Annotated in this window: 14 protein-coding genes; 6 read left to right on the plus strand and 8 right to left on the minus strand. The window is 55.3% G+C overall.

What is annotated here, in order from left to right; genetic code table 11:
- Positions 1-102: 102 nt before the first annotated feature.
- Together paaZ and EYR88_RS06585 are read right to left on the minus strand one after the other, a co-directional pair.
- Entirely contained in the window at positions 103-2,226 is a 2,124-nt protein-coding gene (gene paaZ / locus EYR88_RS06580; RefSeq protein ID WP_131088870.1) for a phenylacetic acid degradation bifunctional protein PaaZ, read from the minus strand.
- 84 nt (positions 2,227-2,310) lie between these two features.
- Positions 2,311-3,042, minus strand: a complete 732-nt coding sequence (locus tag EYR88_RS06585; protein ID WP_131088871.1) for a tyrosine-protein phosphatase — start codon at positions 3,040-3,042, stop codon at positions 2,311-2,313.
- A 140-nt stretch (positions 3,043-3,182) separates the two neighbouring features.
- Here EYR88_RS06585 and EYR88_RS06590 point away from each other — a divergent pair, with 140 nt between their 5' ends.
- Positions 3,183-4,085 carry an RIO1 family regulatory kinase/ATPase gene (locus EYR88_RS06590; RefSeq protein ID WP_131088872.1) on the plus strand — a complete coding sequence of 301 codons (903 nt, stop codon included), beginning with the start codon at positions 3,183-3,185 and terminating at the stop codon, positions 4,083-4,085.
- Positions 4,086-4,163: 78 nt separating this feature from the next.
- Here EYR88_RS06590 and EYR88_RS06595 read toward each other — a convergent pair whose 3' ends face one another.
- From EYR88_RS06595 to EYR88_RS06605, 3 genes are read right to left on the minus strand one after another with little or no spacing between them, the layout of a single operon-like run.
- A complete protein-coding gene (locus EYR88_RS06595; protein WP_131088873.1) occupies positions 4,164-5,036 on the minus strand; it encodes a 3-hydroxyacyl-CoA dehydrogenase family protein in 873 nt (290 codons plus the stop codon).
- A 2-nt stretch (positions 5,037-5,038) separates the two neighbouring features.
- Positions 5,039-5,833, minus strand: coding sequence for an enoyl-CoA hydratase/isomerase family protein (locus EYR88_RS06600; protein WP_131088874.1), 795 nt, complete (start codon positions 5,831-5,833; stop codon positions 5,039-5,041).
- A 2-nt stretch (positions 5,834-5,835) separates the two neighbouring features.
- A complete protein-coding gene (locus tag EYR88_RS06605) occupies positions 5,836-7,059 on the minus strand; it encodes an acetyl-CoA C-acyltransferase (protein WP_131088875.1) in 1,224 nt (407 codons plus the stop codon).
- A gap of 361 nt (positions 7,060-7,420) precedes the next feature.
- Between EYR88_RS06605 and EYR88_RS06610 the strand changes: the two genes are divergently transcribed.
- From EYR88_RS06610 to EYR88_RS06625, 4 genes are all read left to right on the plus strand, one after another.
- On the plus strand, positions 7,421-8,836 hold the full coding sequence (locus EYR88_RS06610) for an MFS transporter (protein WP_131089811.1): 1,416 nt from the start codon (positions 7,421-7,423) through the stop codon (positions 8,834-8,836).
- Between the two features lie 176 nt (positions 8,837-9,012).
- Positions 9,013-9,975 carry a 1,4-dihydroxy-2-naphthoyl-CoA synthase gene (locus EYR88_RS06615; protein ID WP_131088876.1) on the plus strand — a complete coding sequence of 321 codons (963 nt, stop codon included), beginning with the start codon at positions 9,013-9,015 and terminating at the stop codon, positions 9,973-9,975.
- Positions 9,976-10,002: 27 nt separating this feature from the next.
- Complete coding sequence (locus tag EYR88_RS06620; protein ID WP_131088877.1) at positions 10,003-11,130, plus strand: AMP-binding protein; 1,128 nt, start codon at positions 10,003-10,005, stop codon at positions 11,128-11,130.
- A 75-nt stretch (positions 11,131-11,205) separates the two neighbouring features.
- Complete coding sequence (locus EYR88_RS06625; RefSeq protein ID WP_131088878.1) at positions 11,206-12,090, plus strand: 1,4-dihydroxy-2-naphthoate polyprenyltransferase; 885 nt, start codon at positions 11,206-11,208, stop codon at positions 12,088-12,090.
- Between the two features lie 142 nt (positions 12,091-12,232).
- Here the strand turns inward: EYR88_RS06625 and EYR88_RS06630 are convergent, their stop codons facing one another.
- Entirely contained in the window at positions 12,233-12,523 is a 291-nt protein-coding gene (locus EYR88_RS06630) for a DUF4229 domain-containing protein (protein ID WP_131088879.1), read from the minus strand.
- Positions 12,524-12,576: 53 nt separating this feature from the next.
- Between EYR88_RS06630 and EYR88_RS06635 the strand changes: the two genes are divergently transcribed.
- On the plus strand, positions 12,577-12,981 hold the full coding sequence (locus EYR88_RS06635) for a PLD nuclease N-terminal domain-containing protein (RefSeq protein WP_131088880.1): 405 nt from the start codon (positions 12,577-12,579) through the stop codon (positions 12,979-12,981).
- A 279-nt stretch (positions 12,982-13,260) separates the two neighbouring features.
- Here EYR88_RS06635 and ccsB read toward each other — a convergent pair whose 3' ends face one another.
- The gene (gene ccsB, locus EYR88_RS06640; protein ID WP_131088881.1) at positions 13,261-14,325 is read right to left on the minus strand and encodes a c-type cytochrome biogenesis protein CcsB; all 1,065 of its coding nucleotides are present in this window, start codon (positions 14,323-14,325) and stop codon (positions 13,261-13,263) included.
- The gene (locus EYR88_RS06645; RefSeq protein ID WP_242632474.1) at positions 14,318-15,850 is read right to left on the minus strand and encodes a cytochrome c biogenesis protein ResB; all 1,533 of its coding nucleotides are present in this window, start codon (positions 15,848-15,850) and stop codon (positions 14,318-14,320) included. Before EYR88_RS06645 ends, ccsB begins: the two co-directional genes overlap by 8 nt.
- Between the last annotated feature and the right edge of the window lie 30 nt (positions 15,851-15,880).

Genomic DNA, 15,880 nt, shown 5'->3' on the forward strand with positions numbered 1-15,880 from the left:
ACATTTTGGAAACGCTTACATGGGCTCCACAGTTCATCGGAGCAGACACGAAAGAGGTGGGCGTCGCATAGTGCGACGCCCACCTTCTATGGATCTAAGAGCTTAGCTTCCGAAGTTTGCGTAAGTGATATTTTCTTTCTCCACCAGAGTCAAAACATCGTAGGTTGCCACGATCTCATCATGCTGATTGTGCAAGATTGCGTCCCACGCGACCTCGCCATATTCATCGGTGACGCGCGGGGTGATTTTCTTGGCCGTCAGCGTCACGCGAATGGCGTCCCCGGCCGAAACTGGAGTGATGAACCGTAGGTTTTCTAACCCATAATTGGCCAGTACCGGCCCCGGTGCTGGCTCAACAAAGAGGCCCGCGGCCCATGACACCAGAAGATAGCCGTGGGCAACAATCCCTGGGAAGAATGGGTTAGCTTCCGCGGCTTTGGCGTCTGTGTGAGCGTAGAAGGTATCGCCGGTTTTTTGCGCGAATTCACTAATTTCTTCTAAGTGCACAACACGCAGATCCGAGGCGAATCCGTCCCCAACGTGCAGCTCGGCAAGTGCCTTACGGAATGGGTGGACATACTGCGCATCGCCACCAAACTTTTCACTTCCAGCCAATCGTTGGTCGGCTCCTAAGTGCCATACTCCGCTCAACGCGGTGAGCATATTTGGTGAACCCTGTACGGCGGTGCGCTGCATATGGTGCTTGACCGAACGGATTCCGCCTAGCTCTTCGCCGCCACCGGCACGGCCTGGTCCGCCGTGGACCAGATGCGGTACCGGTGAGCCGTGGCCAGTTGTTGAACGAGCAGTTTCTCGATTCAGGATGTGAACACGTCCGTGATGCGCAGCGATGCCCAAGGTCAGCGCGCGCACCGTCTCAGCGTCGTTACTGCACACGGTTGCTACAAGGGACCCGGCACCCATGACAGCCAGTTCGATTGCTTCGTCCAGGTTCTCGTAGCCGATGACCGAACTGACTGGTCCAAACGCTTCACGCGAGTGCACCAGTGGATTACGTGCATCATTCCAGCGAAGAACAATCGGTGACATGAAAGCACCGGCTTGTGCAACAGCGTCCTTTTCGGGCGCTACGCGCACCGCTGGCGCGTCAAGACGTCCATAGGCCAGCTCGCCGCCGGCAGCCATCATATCTTGCACGGCAGCCCGCACATCGCTCAGCTGCTCCAGTGAAGCCAAAGCTCCCATATTCACGCCCGCTACGCGCGGATCACCAATGACCACGCGCTGGTCAATGCGCTCTCCGATAGCTGCAATCACTGGGTCAACCAAGCGCGAGGGAACGATGTTGCGACGGATGGCGGTGCACTTTTGGCCGGCTTTGCTGGTCATCTCAGTGACGGCTACCTTGACGAAGGCCTCAAATTCGGCGCTTCCCACTTCTGCGTCCGAACCTAGAATGGCCGCGTTCAGGGAATCGGTTTCAGCCGCGAATCGCACTCCCCCGTCGATAACGTTTGGATGGGATTTAAGTTTGTTTGCGGTGGCAGCTGAGCCGGTGAAGGCAAACATGTCACGGTAATCCAGATGATCCATGAGGTCTCGGGCTGAGCCTGAAAGTAGCTGCAAGGATCCTTCTGGCAGGATGCCTGAATCGAGCATCAGTCGTACTGCGGCCTCTGCCAGGTAGCCCGTTGGTGTTGCTGGCTTAACGATGGTTGGAACACCGGCAATAAAGGCGGGGGCAAATTTTTCCAGCATGCCCCAGACCGGGAAGTTGAAGGCATTCACCTGCACCACTACTCCGCTCATGGCGGTGTAGATATGTGTGCCGATAAATGAGCCGTCTTTGCTTAGTGGCTCAGTGGGGCCGTCAAGAATGACATTGTTGTTGGGTAGTTCGCGACGTCCCTTGGAAGAGAACGTAAAGAGCACACCAATGCCGCCATCAATATCCACCATGGAATCTGTTTTCGTGGCTCCGGTTTTGAACGAGATCTCGTAGAGATCCTTGCGTCGTTCATTCAGATACAGCGCCAGTTCCTTGAGCTTCAACGCCCGCTCGTGCAAGGTGAGCTTGGCAAGTTCTTGGTGCCCGGTGCTTCGGCCATAGACAACGGCGGCGGCAACATCCAATTTGTCACTAGTTACCGAGGCCAGCAACTCTCCGGTATTGGCATCGCGAACCTCAGTTCCTCCCTGATATTCGGGAGTCCACCATTGTCCCGCGATGAAGCTGGGTACTGCGCTGATCTGTTTTGTCGACATTGACACAATTCCTTCCTGAACGGTCGGTCAGTATTAACTTAAACCATATCAGGAAGAGCGTGACAGGGGACACCTTAAGCTGCCTCAGATCAATGAGTCATCTGTCGCCAAGATTCGTAAACACTCCAACAATGCCGGGTCCATACCCTGCTGTTCGAGGTAGGACTGCGCTGAACCAATCCAAGTACAGAATTTTTCCAGTGCTACCGCGCGCTCATTGATGACCTGTCGCAGTTCTTCTTCCTCACGAAAACTCTCGTACGGGTGCTTGCGGGGCGATACCCGGTGCCATTCATTAATGCCTCGCACCGCAAGTTCATCATGCTTCAGAATCCGGTTTCCCTGACCAGCCAAATCAAGCAAGAGCGTCGCAATAAGTCCTGAACGATCACGTCCTGCCGAGCAATGAATCACGGTGGCCCCTTGTGAATCCGCCAAATTTTCAAAGACCTCACGTAGCTGGCTGCCAAATTCTTCGCAGACCAACCGATACATACTGGTGTGATTCATGTAAGGAACCGCGATGGACTCAAAGCGTTGATTGCCCGGGGTTTCCAGTGGCAGGTTCACTAGTTCAATACGAGCAAGACTGACCTCGGGTACCGCTGGGTCATGTTCTCGCCGATGAATCTCCGCTGGGTTGCGCAGGTCAATTACCTTGGCCACGCCATCGGCATGCATTTGCTGCCAACCTTCAGCGCTCAGCCATTCATGGCGACCCATGCGATAGAAAGTTCCGCAGATATGTCGCGCATTCACCGCCCCTGACCACGCCAGGTCCCCGACCTGCTTGTGATAGTTCACTTCCTGACTCATTTACCCATTGCAACATATTGATTCACTGTTGTAGAGTCTTAGTCATTGACAAGTGTCAATCAGTCTATTGAAGGAGGGGTAACGATGATTGTTTACCGCTATTCCCGGTCAGTTACCTCTTTCCTTAAGGACTTCCCCCAATGCATTTCCCTGCTGGAGAACCATCCACCAGCTCACAGCTGATCACGTCAAAATCCGCTGACACTGAGACAGAACTCAAATTCCACAAGCACAAGCCTGTCTGGAATGAATCATTCACCGATGAACCACCAGCCGGCCAACGCTACTCAACGTGGCCATTTGTTGAGAAGGCTCTGAGAGGTCCTCAGCCCTATCCACTGTGGCTCATTGAAGATGCTGGCGCCCTCGATACCGAGTTAGGCATCCTCAAGACAGGCAAAGAAGGCGACGTCTTTTTGCTTGAACGTGCTATCGGCGAGCGCAAGAGCCTGCTGGCGGCCAAACGTTACCGCAGTCGCGACCACCTGCAATTTAGCCGTTCGCAGGCCTATAGTGACGGCCGTTCAGCACGTCGCTCCCGTGATAACCGCGCAATCCGCAATAACTCTGCCTATGGCCGAGACATTGCAGCTTTGCAGTGGTCCAACGCCGAGTGGACCTATCTCTTGCGTTGTTATGAGGCAGGGATCCCGGTGCCCTACCCAGTACAGATCGACGGCACCGAAATCCTGATGGAGTTCATTGCCGACCCAGATGATCCGTTCGCCGCAGCCCCGCGACTTCAACAGCTTGCGCGTTTTGATCCACGGCTACCTGCTTTGTGGGATCAACTCACCGATGCGTTGGAGAAGTTCGCGCGGCTGGGAGTGGCTCACGGTGACTTATCGGCGTACAACCTTCTGGTCTCCGGCGAGCGCTTAGTTGTTATCGATGTCCCGCAATGTGTGGACCTCGCTGGCAATCCGCACGGTATGGACTTCTTACATCGTGACTGCCTGAACCTCTGCGAGTGGTTTGCTTCCAAGGGTCATGTGCATGATCCCGATGAGCTGTTCGCTTCATTATTAGGCCACCTGTTCTAGGCTCCTTAAAACGTTCAGTCCCGCCGGTCAGCTACGACCGACGGGACTGAAAGTGTTGTGACCAATTGCCGATATTTCCTACCAGCTATAGAAGCCTTGGCCGCTCTTGCGCCCCAGCTTTCCTTCAGCCACCAAATCCTTGAGGATCTGCGGTGGCGCAAACCGCTCCCCCAGAGTTTCATGCAGGTACTCGGCAATTCCTAAACGCACATCCAGTCCGACAATATCGGTGGTCTTCAGTGGACCGGTCGGGTGCTTATAGCCAAGCACCATGGCGTTATCGATATCTTCGGCGCTGGCGACACCTTCTTCAACCATGCGCATCGCTTCCAATGCGATAGCTACCCCCAGGCGTGAGGAAGCAAAACCCGGAGCATCATTGACCACCACTGCGGTCTTTCCCAAGGCCTGAACCCAACCACGTGAGGCCTCGATCAAGCTGGTATCGGTTTGTTCACCGATGACTACTTCGATCAATGTGGACGCGGGAACGGGATTAAAGAAGTGCAGTCCGAGGAACTTTTCCGGACGCTCTAATTCTTTGGCCAAGCCGCTCACCGATAGGGAGGACGTATTCGAAGCCAAGACCGCATCGGCAGCTAGTACCTGCTCAACTGCTTGCAAGGAAGAAACCTTGAGGTCCCAGATTTCGGGAACCGCTTCGATCACCAGCTGAGCGTTGGCGAACTGCTGATAGTCAGTGCTGACCGAAAAACGTTGCAGTAGCTCGGTCTTGGATTCGCTGACCACACCGCGCTCGATGGACTTTTCCACGGACTGAGCTACTCGCTCAAAAGCAGCCTGCGCCGAGGCATCATCGCGCTCAACTATGACCACGGTACTTCCGCTAATCAATAGTGCGTGGGCGATACCGGCGCCCATGCGTCCGCCACCGAGCACTCCGCTGCGTTGCGGAAGTTGGCCGGCGGCCAAGGTGTTACTTGCGCTCATGGTTACTTCTTCTTTCGATCAAGGAATTCTTGCATACGATCAAATTTGGCTTGGGATTCAAAAAGCATTCCTTGGGCCAAGGTATCGATGAGCGGGTGGGCTTCACGTGGGCTATGGAATACCGACTTGGTAATGCGCACCGCCAGCGGGTCTTGGGCGGCAATCCGATCAGCCAAAGCTTCAGCGCCGGTATCAAGGTCCGCCGCCTCATGCAGTTCGGTGACCAGACCAGCCTGAAGACATTGCTGGCCGGTAAGCACTTTGCCTGCCAAGAGGATCTCTTTGGCCAGCGGTTCACCCACGAGTTCCTTGAGTCGCCAGGTCGCACCGGCGGCAGCCATGATCCCAAGGTTGGTTTCCGGATTGCCCATTCGAAGTTCGGGGGTGCCGATACGGAAGTCTGCGGCATAGGCCAACTCAGCTCCGCCACCTAAAGCAAATCCGTCTAGAGCAGCAATAACTGGCATGGGAAGCTTGGCGATGCGCTCGAAGATGCCGGAGTTAATTCCGGCCAGGGCGTCATTGCGGCGACGTTCACGTAACTGGGAGATGTCCGCACCGGAGGCAAAGATCCCCTTGCTCCCCTTGGGATTTTCCTCGCTGGGCGCTTGGCCCGGTGTACCGGCAAGGATCAAGATCTTCGGGTTTTTTTCCAGGTAGGAACACACTGTGTGTAGCTCATCAACCATTAACTGATCGATGGCATTGCGCACCTCTGGTCGGTGCAGGCGAACCCAAAGCCGATCTTCACCTTCAGTGACGAGAATCGTGTCAAAGTTCTGCGTCAGGTTGTCCATGTTTAGACACCTTCCAAGAGGATCGCTGAACCTTGCCCCACGCCAACACACATGGTGGCCACACCAAGTTTGCGTTCAGCACCTGCCAGTTCACGTTCTATTCGGCCCAGCAGGCTAATGACTATGCGCGAACCGCTTGAGCCCAACGGATGGCCCAGAGCAATAGCCCCACCGTCGCGGTTCACGATGTCTGGGTCTACTGACAGTTCTCGGATACTGGCCAAGGACTGGCTAGCAAACGCTTCGTTGATTTCCATGGCGCCGATCTCATCGATCTTTAGCCCTGCACGATCAAGCACCTTGCGGGTAGCCGGCACCGGCCCCATGCCCATGATTTCTGGTTCCAGTCCGACGGCCTGGCCGTCGATAATGCGTGCTCGGGCGTTCAGCCCGTACTTTTTTAGGGCGCGTTCGGAAACGACCAGAATTGCTGAGGCGCCATCGTTGAGCGAGGAAGCATTGCCGGCGGTGACCACGCTGCCGCCCTTTACTACTGGCCGTAGCCCGGCGAGCACCTCAAGAGTTGTCCCTTCACGTGGGCCCTCATCGGTATCAACAACCATTTCACCTTTGCGGTGCTTAACAATTACCGGAACAATCTCGTCACGGAAGTGCCCCGCCTGGATGGCGGCTATGGCTTTGGCGTGGGACTGTACGGCAAACTCGTCGCAGTCCTCGCGGGAGATGCCGTATACGCGGGCCACCTCTTCGGCGGTTTCTGGCATGGAGAAAGTTGCTTTGCCCTCGCGGGATAGCTCACCGGAGAGAAATTGAGGATTGGTAAAACGCCAGCCAATAGACGTGTCAAAAACGGCTCCGGGCTTGGCAAATGCTTTATCTGGCTTCTCCATTACCCAGGGGGCGCGGGACATGGACTCGACGCCGCCGGCAATCACAATGTCGGCAGCTCCGGACTTGATCATATGGCTGGCCATGGTGATGGCACTCATCCCCGAGGCACACAAGCGATTGACCGTAATGCCCGGAATACTCACCGGCAACCCGGCAAGGAGCGCTGCCATGCGGGCCACGTTGCGATTTTCTTCGCCTGCACCGTTGGCGTTGCCAAGAATCACTTCATCAACCGCTGCTGGGTCAATGCCTGAGGCTTTGATGAGCTGAGAAATAGTGATGGCTGCCAAGTCATCTGGGCGTACCGGACTCAGCGCGCCACCGTAACGCCCCACAGGAGTACGGGTTCCGCCCACCAAATATGCCTCAGCCATGAATACTCCTTTGTACTCCGGGGCCAACCCCACTTATTGAACCTCAGGGGTCAGGGTCCGGAAAGATGTTTTTCGCGGTGGCGCAAACCACCGCATAAACTTACCGACCATTCGTTCACTAATAGAATCACAGAAAGGTTCACTCGCCGTCAAGAACGTGAACCTATTTGGCAAATTTCACAGAGCGTCTAAACAAACAAATCCATGTCAAACATTGAATCTCGAATTCTCCTGACGTAGCCTGTGGAGATTGACCGACTCTGGGCACCTGCCCAGATCGTGGACCGTCACCCAGGGTCAATATAACGAGGTATCCCCTGGGCGTCCGGTCGACGAAAAGCTGAAGAGCAACGGAGCAGTTATGCCACCGGATGACAGCCAACCCAACCACGCAACACCTGCCGATTCTTTTTCTCCCGATTTGTCTCATGACATCGGCCCTGACATCAATACCACCGCCGGACGCCAAGAAATTCGTAAAGCTACCGCCGCCAGCGCCATGGGTAACATGACCGAGTGGTTCGACTACGGTGTATATGCGGTAGCCGTCACCTATATCACCGCACACTTCTTCCCTTCCGAGGGCGGCACACTCATGGCTTTGGCCACCTTTGCGCTCTCCTTCCTGGTTCGCCCACTGGGCGGACTGGTTTGGGGTCCACTCGGGGACAAACTGGGACGCAAAAAGATCCTCGCTTTGACCATCATTATGATGTCTCTTGCGACATTCTTGATTGGTGTACTTCCAACCTTTGAAACCATCGGTGTCTTTGCACCGATCTTGCTTGTCTTGCTTCGCATGGTCCAAGGCTTCTCAACGGGCGGTGAATACGGTGGCGCAGCAACCTTCATGGCCGAATATGCCCCGGACCGCAAACGTGGCTTCTTTGGATCATTCCTTGAGTTCGGCACACTGGGCGGGTTCGCCTTAGGCACTGGAATCATGCTTCTGCTGCAGATCACCCTGGGCGAAGAATCCATGATGGCTTATGGCTGGCGCATCCCGTTCTTCCTCGCATTACCGATGGGCCTGATCGGTTTGTACTTGCGAAGCAAGTTGGAAGACACCCCAGTCTTCCAGGAGATGCAAGAAGCCGAAGAAACCCAGCAGAAGAGCACACTCAAAGAATTAGTGATGACCTATTGGAAGCCAATGCTCACCATGAGCGGGCTGGTCATTGCACTGAACGTCGTGAATTACACCTTGCTCAGCTACATGCCGACCTATCTGGAAACTCAGTTAGGTCTGGATTCCAAGGCTTCATTGGCCACTATCTTGATCGGTGAGGTGGCCATGATGGCAGTCATCCCCTTTGCTGGATCACTCTCTGACAGGGTGGGCCGCCGACCCATGTGGTACACGTCGGTCATTGGATTATTTGTTCTGGCTGTACCAATGTTCTGGCTCATGGGACAAAGCTTTGGCTGGGCCATCGTTGGCTTTGCGGTACTCGGACTGTTGTACATTCCGCAGTTGGCAACGATTACTGCCACGTTCCCGGCCATGTTCCCCTCACATGTTCGCTTCGCCGGGTTTGCGGTCACCTACAACATTGCTACCGCACTCTTTGGCGGAACCGCGGCCATCGTTAATGAGGCTGCCATTGATGCCACAGGCTTCCTACTTTTCCCTGCGGTCTACATGATGATCGCCTGCGTCATTGGCATGATCGCCATCAAGTACATGCCGGAAACCGCGGGCGCCTCCCTACGAGGCACCGAGATCCCTGATGCCCACGACACCGGGATTCTAGCGACGGTGAAGAAGGACCAGTGAAGAAGAACTAACGCTAGACGCCTAACGTCAACCAACCGTGCGGGGCTTGGGTTTCAGTCAATTTTTGGCTAATTCCCAAGCCCCTTCGCTGTGGCACCGAGATTCACTGCGTTCAAAACCATCGGTTTGTGCGCCACAGTCCGCGCAAACAGGTTCAAGGTACTAGCATTTAGAGGGTGAATAGCCAGAACAGCTCAGCCCTGCCCGAAAAGGTTTCCGACGTCTTTGATCCAATGCGCTGGCGCGTGGTTGAAGGATTCGACTTCACCGACGTCACCTACCACCGTCAGGTAGAGCGCAATACCTACGGCGAAATCACTCGCGACCTACCAACGGTCCGTATCGCCTTTGACCGTCCCGAGGTGCGCAATGCTTTCCGCCCGCACACCGTTGATGAGCTTTACCGCGCTATGGATCACGCCCGTATGACCAGTGATGTGGCCACCGTCATCCTCACCGGCAACGGACCATCAGCCAAAGATGGCGGGCACGCCTTCTGCTCCGGTGGCGACCAGCGCATCCGTGGCCGTGATGGCTACCGCTACGCCGAGGGTGAGACCCGCGAGTCAATCGACCCTGCCCGCGCCGGACGCCTGCACATTCTTGAAGTACAGCGCCTGATGCGCACCATGCCCAAGGTTGTCCTGTGCGTGGTCAACGGTTGGGCCGCGGGTGGCGGACACTCACTGCACGTAGTTTCTGACTTGACCATCGCCTCCAAAGAAAACGGCAAGTTTAAGCAGACCGACGCCACCGTCGGTTCCTTTGATGCTGGCTATGGCTCGGCGCTGCTGGCCCGCCAGGTAGGTCAGAAGACTGCCCGCGAGATTTTCTTCCTTGCCCGCGAATACTCCGCAGATGACATGGTACGCATGGGCGCGGTTAATGAATCAGTTGATCATGAGCGTCTGGAAGAAGTTGCATTGGAATACGCAGCGGACATCGCCAAGCAATCCCCGCAAGCCATCCGCATGCTCAAGTTTGCGTTCAACTTGGCTGATGACGGACTGGCCGGTCAGCAGGTCTTTGCCGGCGAAGCTACCCGCATGGCCTACATGACCGACGAAGCCGTAGAGGGACGCGACGCGTTCTTGGGCAAGCGGGACCCTGACTGGTCCAACTACCCGTACTACTTCTAATCACTGGCACCGGCACAAGGAACCACTATGGACGCACAGCTTCAGGAACTGCTCTCGGCACTGGCCAACGCCGCTAACGACGATGGCCCGGCTGTTGAAGTCATCATCGACGAAAGCAGCGACTCAGGCTGGCGCATCGAATACCTCACCGAGCAGGATCTGCCCGGCTTTGAACAACCCATGGCGGTGGTGCGCACCTCCGGTTCTACTGGTCGGGCCAAGCGCACGGTGCTCAGTGTTGAGGCGCTGGCATCAAGTGCGCAGGCCACTGCTGAGTACCTAGGATTTGAGGGCCAGTGGTTGTTGGCTTTGCCGGTGCATTATGTGGCCGGGCTCAGCGTGCTGACTCGCTCCTTGTTCGCCGGAACCAAACCTGTGGTCATGGATTTGTCGGGTAGTTTTTCAGCTTCCTCGTTCACTCAGGCTGCACAGCAGATGGTTGAAAAGCGACGCCTCACCTCGCTGGTACCAACCCAGCTAGCTCGCCTGCTTGATGACGCTGATCCGGCTACCTTGACCGCGCTCAAACGCTTTGACGCCATCTTGCTCGGCGGAGCCCGCGCCAGCAAGGACTTGCTCGTCAACGCTCGACACCACGGACTGAAGATCTTCCAAACCTATGGGTCTTCAGAGACCTCGGGTGGATTGGTGTACAACGGCAGCGCACTGCCCGGCGTGCAGCTGGCCGAACACGATTCTCGCATCTGGGTTTCTGGCCCCATGCTGGCCGATGGCTACGTGGATTCCCCAGAGGCCACCGCAGAGCACTTTGTAGAACACGATGGACACCGCTGGTACGTTACCGATGATTTGGGCTCTGTTCAGGGCCAGCGACTAAGCATCGTTGGGCGCGTGGATGACGTGATCAACTCTGGTGGCATCAAGCTCTCAGCTTCCAAGATCGAGGGCATCCTGGAAGAATTCTTCACCCAAACCTTGGTCGTTTCAGTGCCTGATCCGCAGTGGGGTCAAAGCGTTGGCTTAGCTTTCAGCGGACCCACCAAAACCGAGGCAGCCTTCGACGCGGTGCGCCGAACCTTGGGCAAAGAAGCCGTGCCAAAGTATGTTCGGCACTACCCTAACGGGTTGCCACAACTGCCCAACGGCAAGTTCGACCGCAAGCTGATCATTGATGAACTCGGTGCGCGCAACTAACTCGATTCGCCTTGCCCGCCCATTCGCGGGAAACTAGAGGGTACGAGTTTTTCTTTTGCCCCGAAAGGACTGAAAGTGGCCACACTTTCCCAATGGGTCTCCGGTGCACGTTTGCGCACCTTGCCTATCGTCATCGCCCCGGTAGTTATTGGCACCGCGGCCGCAGTGGGCGAAACAGGCACCCTTCACTGGGTCCGTTTTGTTCTGGCGTTGATAGTCGGTTTGCTGTTGCAGGTTGGCGTTAACTACTCCAACGACTACTCCGATGGAATCCGCGGCACTGACGATGATCGTGTCGGCCCATTGCGTCTTACGGGCTCCAAACTCACTGCCCCGAAGAACGTACGCAACCTCGCCTTCGCCTGCTTTGGCCTGGCAGCTATTGCGGGCCTGACCCTGGTGGTCGTCTCCGCATCATGGCCGTTGTTGCTAGTTGGCGTGGCAGCCATTTTTGCTGCGTGGGGCTACACCGGTGGCAAAAATCCTTATGGATACCGCGGCCTTGGTGATATCTACGTCTTCATCTTCTTTGGATTAGTAGCGACCCTGGGCACGACCTTCACTCAGATCAATGAACTGCCACTGACCTCCATATTGGGTGCGATTGGTACCGGTTTGATTGGCTGCGCGCTACTCATGGCCAACAACGTTCGGGACATCCCCACCGATAAAGAGGTTGGGAAAATTACCTTGGCTGTGCGCCTCGGCGAACACAATGCCCGTCTGAGCTACGTGTTGATGATTGCCGTAGCGATCTTGTTGCCACTGCTAGCTACCGGAACTTTCCCTTGGCTGTGGTTGCTACTGCTTACTTTCATCCCAGCTATCGCACCATCGTTGCTGATGCTGCGTGAACACGAGCTTCCCAAGCTGGTTAAGGTTCTCAAGCAGACCGGCATGCTGAACATGGTCTATGCCTTGCTCTTTGCGCTGGCCATTATCTTGCAGACTTGGTTCTAGCCCACCGGGTATTTAGCGCTTAATCACCAAAGCCTTGGCTCATCACTGCCCTCGCGGGAAATGATGAGCCAAGACTTTTTTCTGCTCAAAAGGTCACTGGAGTTAAGAACTCAGTTACCGAGCACGCAAATTATGTTGACGTTTATTCTGCAGTTCGGTGATTGCGTCGCTGATCTTCATCAAATTCATCTTCGACAGCTTCATCGTCCAGCTGCTTCTGCGTCTTACTTGCCGAGGTTTTAGCAAAAGCTTTACGCACGTCCTCGTTCGCTTTTAGACGAAGTTTATTAAAGAACAAGTAGGCTACCGCGAACGCGAAGATCAGCCCGATGATTCCGGAAACGAAGATAGGCCAGTTCAGACCCCACGAAAGACCAAGGAACACTGCGCAGAAGATGCCCAGGCGAAGAGCTGTATATTTCAGAAACTGCATAACTTCAAGTTTACCGATGAACCTGTGAACTCGATTATCACTAGAATGATTACATGGTCCGTCTCCTTATATTCGCAGCAGTAGTTTCGGTCGCTTTGATGATCTACACCTTGATCGAATGCAGCCGTGCGCCGAGGCATCTGATACGTTCCTTGCCGAAGCCCGCATGGTTCGTAGTGATCATCCTCTTACCGCTGATCGGTGCCGTATTGTGGTTCGTTCTTGGACGACCTCAAAGCTCGGCAAACCAACCAGCAGGGCAACAAACTGCCCCCGATGATGATGAGGACTTTTTGCGTCAGCTAGAAGTCTGGCGCCGACAGCAACAACGCGAAGCAGATACTAAGGCTCGTGAGCAAGAACTCAAAGATCAGGGCAAGATTCAAAAGAATACTAATCCTGAACCACCGGCTAAATCAGAAGACACCGACACTGATTCACCGGACACCAAGTCCTAGAAGCCAGTAGCGGCCTACTCACGGCCCGTAGAACACAAGCCCCGACATTTCCGTTACCGCGCCCTCGCGTGGCGCTCACGGAGGCCGGGGCTTTGTTGTACCTGTTGCTCGGCTGGCGTGGTCTGAGATGAGTAGCGTGGATCAGTTGGGTAGCTCAGATCAGTTGGGAACAAGGTGCCGAGCCCAGCGCCCTTCAAGGCCCAGAATGATCCGCCAACGACAAACGGCGAGCAATACCCCTGATGGGTGTCGCTCGCCGTTTGTGTATTGCTGCGGGGTCTAGACGCCCGCGTAGGAGTGTAGTCCGTTGAAGAAGATGTTCACGATGGTGAAGTTGAAGACCACGCAGAGGAAGCCGATAATCGACAGCCATGCTGAACGTGGGCCGGTCCAGCCACCGGTAGCGCGGGCGTGCAGGTAGCCTGCGTAGACAACCCAGATCACGAAGGACCAGACTTCCTTTGGATCCCAGCCCCAGTAGCGTCCCCACGCTGCTTCGGCCCAGATGGCGCCAGCCATCACGGTGAAGGTCCACATGACAAACGCGATGGTGTTGATGCGGTAGGCGAAGTTCTCCAGTGCACCTGCGCCAGGTACTACGCGCATGAATGGCAACTTGTCGCTAAGACCTGAAGCCAAACGGTTCATGCGCGAGTGCTGCAGCAACTGCAAAACGTTCATGGCGAAGCTAATGGCAAACAGTGAAGAGGAAAGCACTGCAATGGAAACGTGGATGACGATCCATGGCGACTGTAACGCTGGCACCAGGTGACCTACTGGAGTAGGGAAACCGATGGTAGCTGCACACAGCATCAAGGTGACCAGACCAGAGATGAACGAACCCATGAAGCGCAGGTCCTTGATGATCAGAATGATCAGGTACACCAAGGCAACAAGGAATGCACCGGTGGTGAGGAACTCGTACATGTTGCCCCATGGCACACGGTGAGCAGCCAGAGCACGGGAAACCACAGCGAAACCGTGAAGCGCAGCGGCAAGCCACATCAGCACTACGGCGATGCGCGCCATGGGGCGCTTCGCCGAGAAGCTGGTGTAGGTCATCTTGTCCGAGACGATCTCTTCACTGATGTGATCTGCTCGGCTATTTTCGCCGCGGCGTTTGCGATTGCTTCCAGCAACAACGTTGCCAGCACCAACGAGCAGTTCTTCGTCACGCTTGAGCGCAGCAGAGTCCATCTCGGTAATGGACTTGTTTGTCTTGGCCAAATCAAGAGCAAAGATGATGAAGACTACGCCATAGACCATGGCTGCCAGCAGCATGAACAACTGGCTGTATTCACCCAGCGATTCATTAATTGGTGATAATGCCCCAGCGTTACCCATTTACTGCTCCTTGGTTCTGCTCCTGGCTTGCCAATGGCCAAGCCTTGTCAAAGATTTTTTGTAGTTCTGAAGCTTCGCGTTCCAGTCGTGGGTCTTCGCCACGGGCCAACAGCGCATATTCGATACTACGCTTGCCATCAACCTGCACCAGTTTGATCCAGACACGACGACGCGGAGTAAACAGCGAGACGCCAAGTCCGATGAGAGCCAGAGCCGCAAAGATACCAATTGGCAGCTTGCCCGGGTCGTAGTTCACATCCAAGGCTACGTAGCGCTTGAGGTCATCAAAGGTGATGCTTCCCTTGCCATCTGGAAGATCGTAGGTCTGGCCAGCTTCAAGACGAATACCACCGGCGTCGAGGTCGCGACTGTTCAGTGCCTTCATCTTCGCGGTATCCAGCACAAAGACGTTCTGCGGATTGCCATTGTCTAGGCCTAGATCACCGTAGAAGGAGTTCAGGTGCAGCTGCGGGTTGATCGCGTTAGGATCTCCCGAGATACCAAATCCCTTTTCATCTACCAGCGCGGTAGGAAGTAGGAATCCCTGGAAGCCCAGCTGATCGGGCTTAGCGTCAGGCACCTTCAGCACGAAGATTGAAGTGTAAACGGAGTCCTGCGGAACCGAAGCTACCGGACCCGAGTAAGAAACGTTGCCTTTACCATCACGCACGGTGATGACCGGTGCATAGCCGTTGCCCACCAAGTAAACATCCGCGCCATTAATACGTAGCGGATGGTTCACTTTCAGGTCTTGTTTTACCGGTTCTGACTGCGCAGTCTTACGGACCTGCACGTGCGCGGTGAAGTCCAGCGGCTGTCCAAAATGTGCCTCTGATTCACGGTCAAAGACGATGTCGAATTTATCGAGTTTCACCGAGTAACCAGGAAGTTTGTCAGCATTAAACGCGGTTCCCGGAGTGAACGAGTCGTAGGCAACCAGCGAGTTAACGAAGGTCTCCCCCTCAACAACCACACGCTGTCCGGTGTAGCCGAAGGCCCCACCCACGGCGGCGGCAACCAGCACACCAATCAACGAGATGTGGAACATCAGGTTGCCGATTTCACGAACGTAACCACGTTCTGCTGCTACCGAACGTCCCGTCGCATCCTCGCGGCGTTCTACTCGATAACCACGCTTTTTCAGGATCTTGTAGGAGTCCTCAATGATTTGGTCATCATCGGGGGTATCCGACTCACCTTCGAGAATCTCGTAGGAAGTATATTGCGGCAAACGGTTCAGGCGAGCCGGAGTGCGTGGTGGTGGAGTACGCAGTGCTTGCGCGTGCTTACGCACACGCGGAATGATGCAGCCAACCAAGGAGATGAACAGCAGAATGTAGATCGCTGAGAACCAGACCGAGGAATAGACGTTGAACATCTGGAAGCGATCAAGCCATGGACCGGCCACCGGGTGCTGGTCAATGTAGCCTACGACGTTTTCTGGCCCCGAGGGACGCTGCGGGAAAATCGATCCCGGTACAGCAGCAACAGCCAATAGCAACAGCAAGAACAACGCTGTTGGCATGGATGTAAGTTGAGTCCAGATCCACCGCAG

The organism is Arthrobacter sp. S41, assembly GCF_004320535.1.
Classification (GTDB): domain Bacteria; phylum Actinomycetota; class Actinomycetes; order Actinomycetales; family Micrococcaceae; genus Glutamicibacter.

Bases quoted from the DNA above. Each gene is read 5' to 3' on its own strand.
- paaZ (WP_131088870.1), bottom strand. From the start codon at position 2,226: ATGTCGACAAAACAGATCAGCGCAGTACCCAGCTTCATCGCGGGACAA.
- EYR88_RS06585 (WP_131088871.1), bottom strand. From the start codon at position 3,042: ATGAGTCAGGAAGTGAACTATCACAAGCAGGTCGGGGACCTGGCGTGG.
- EYR88_RS06590 (WP_131088872.1), top strand. From the start codon at position 3,183: ATGCATTTCCCTGCTGGAGAACCATCCACCAGCTCACAGCTGATCACG.
- EYR88_RS06595 (WP_131088873.1), bottom strand. From the start codon at position 5,036: ATGAGCGCAAGTAACACCTTGGCCGCCGGCCAACTTCCGCAACGCAGC.
- EYR88_RS06600 (WP_131088874.1), bottom strand. From the start codon at position 5,833: ATGGACAACCTGACGCAGAACTTTGACACGATTCTCGTCACTGAAGGT.
- EYR88_RS06605 (WP_131088875.1), bottom strand. From the start codon at position 7,059: ATGGCTGAGGCATATTTGGTGGGCGGAACCCGTACTCCTGTGGGGCGT.
- EYR88_RS06610 (WP_131089811.1), top strand. From the start codon at position 7,421: ATGCCACCGGATGACAGCCAACCCAACCACGCAACACCTGCCGATTCT.
- EYR88_RS06620 (WP_131088877.1), top strand. From the start codon at position 10,003: ATGGACGCACAGCTTCAGGAACTGCTCTCGGCACTGGCCAACGCCGCT.
- EYR88_RS06630 (WP_131088879.1), bottom strand. From the start codon at position 12,523: ATGCAGTTTCTGAAATATACAGCTCTTCGCCTGGGCATCTTCTGCGCA.
- EYR88_RS06635 (WP_131088880.1), top strand. From the start codon at position 12,577: ATGGTCCGTCTCCTTATATTCGCAGCAGTAGTTTCGGTCGCTTTGATG.
- ccsB (WP_131088881.1), bottom strand. From the start codon at position 14,325: ATGGGTAACGCTGGGGCATTATCACCAATTAATGAATCGCTGGGTGAA.
- EYR88_RS06645 (WP_242632474.1), bottom strand. From the start codon at position 15,850: ATGCCAACAGCGTTGTTCTTGCTGTTGCTATTGGCTGTTGCTGCTGTA.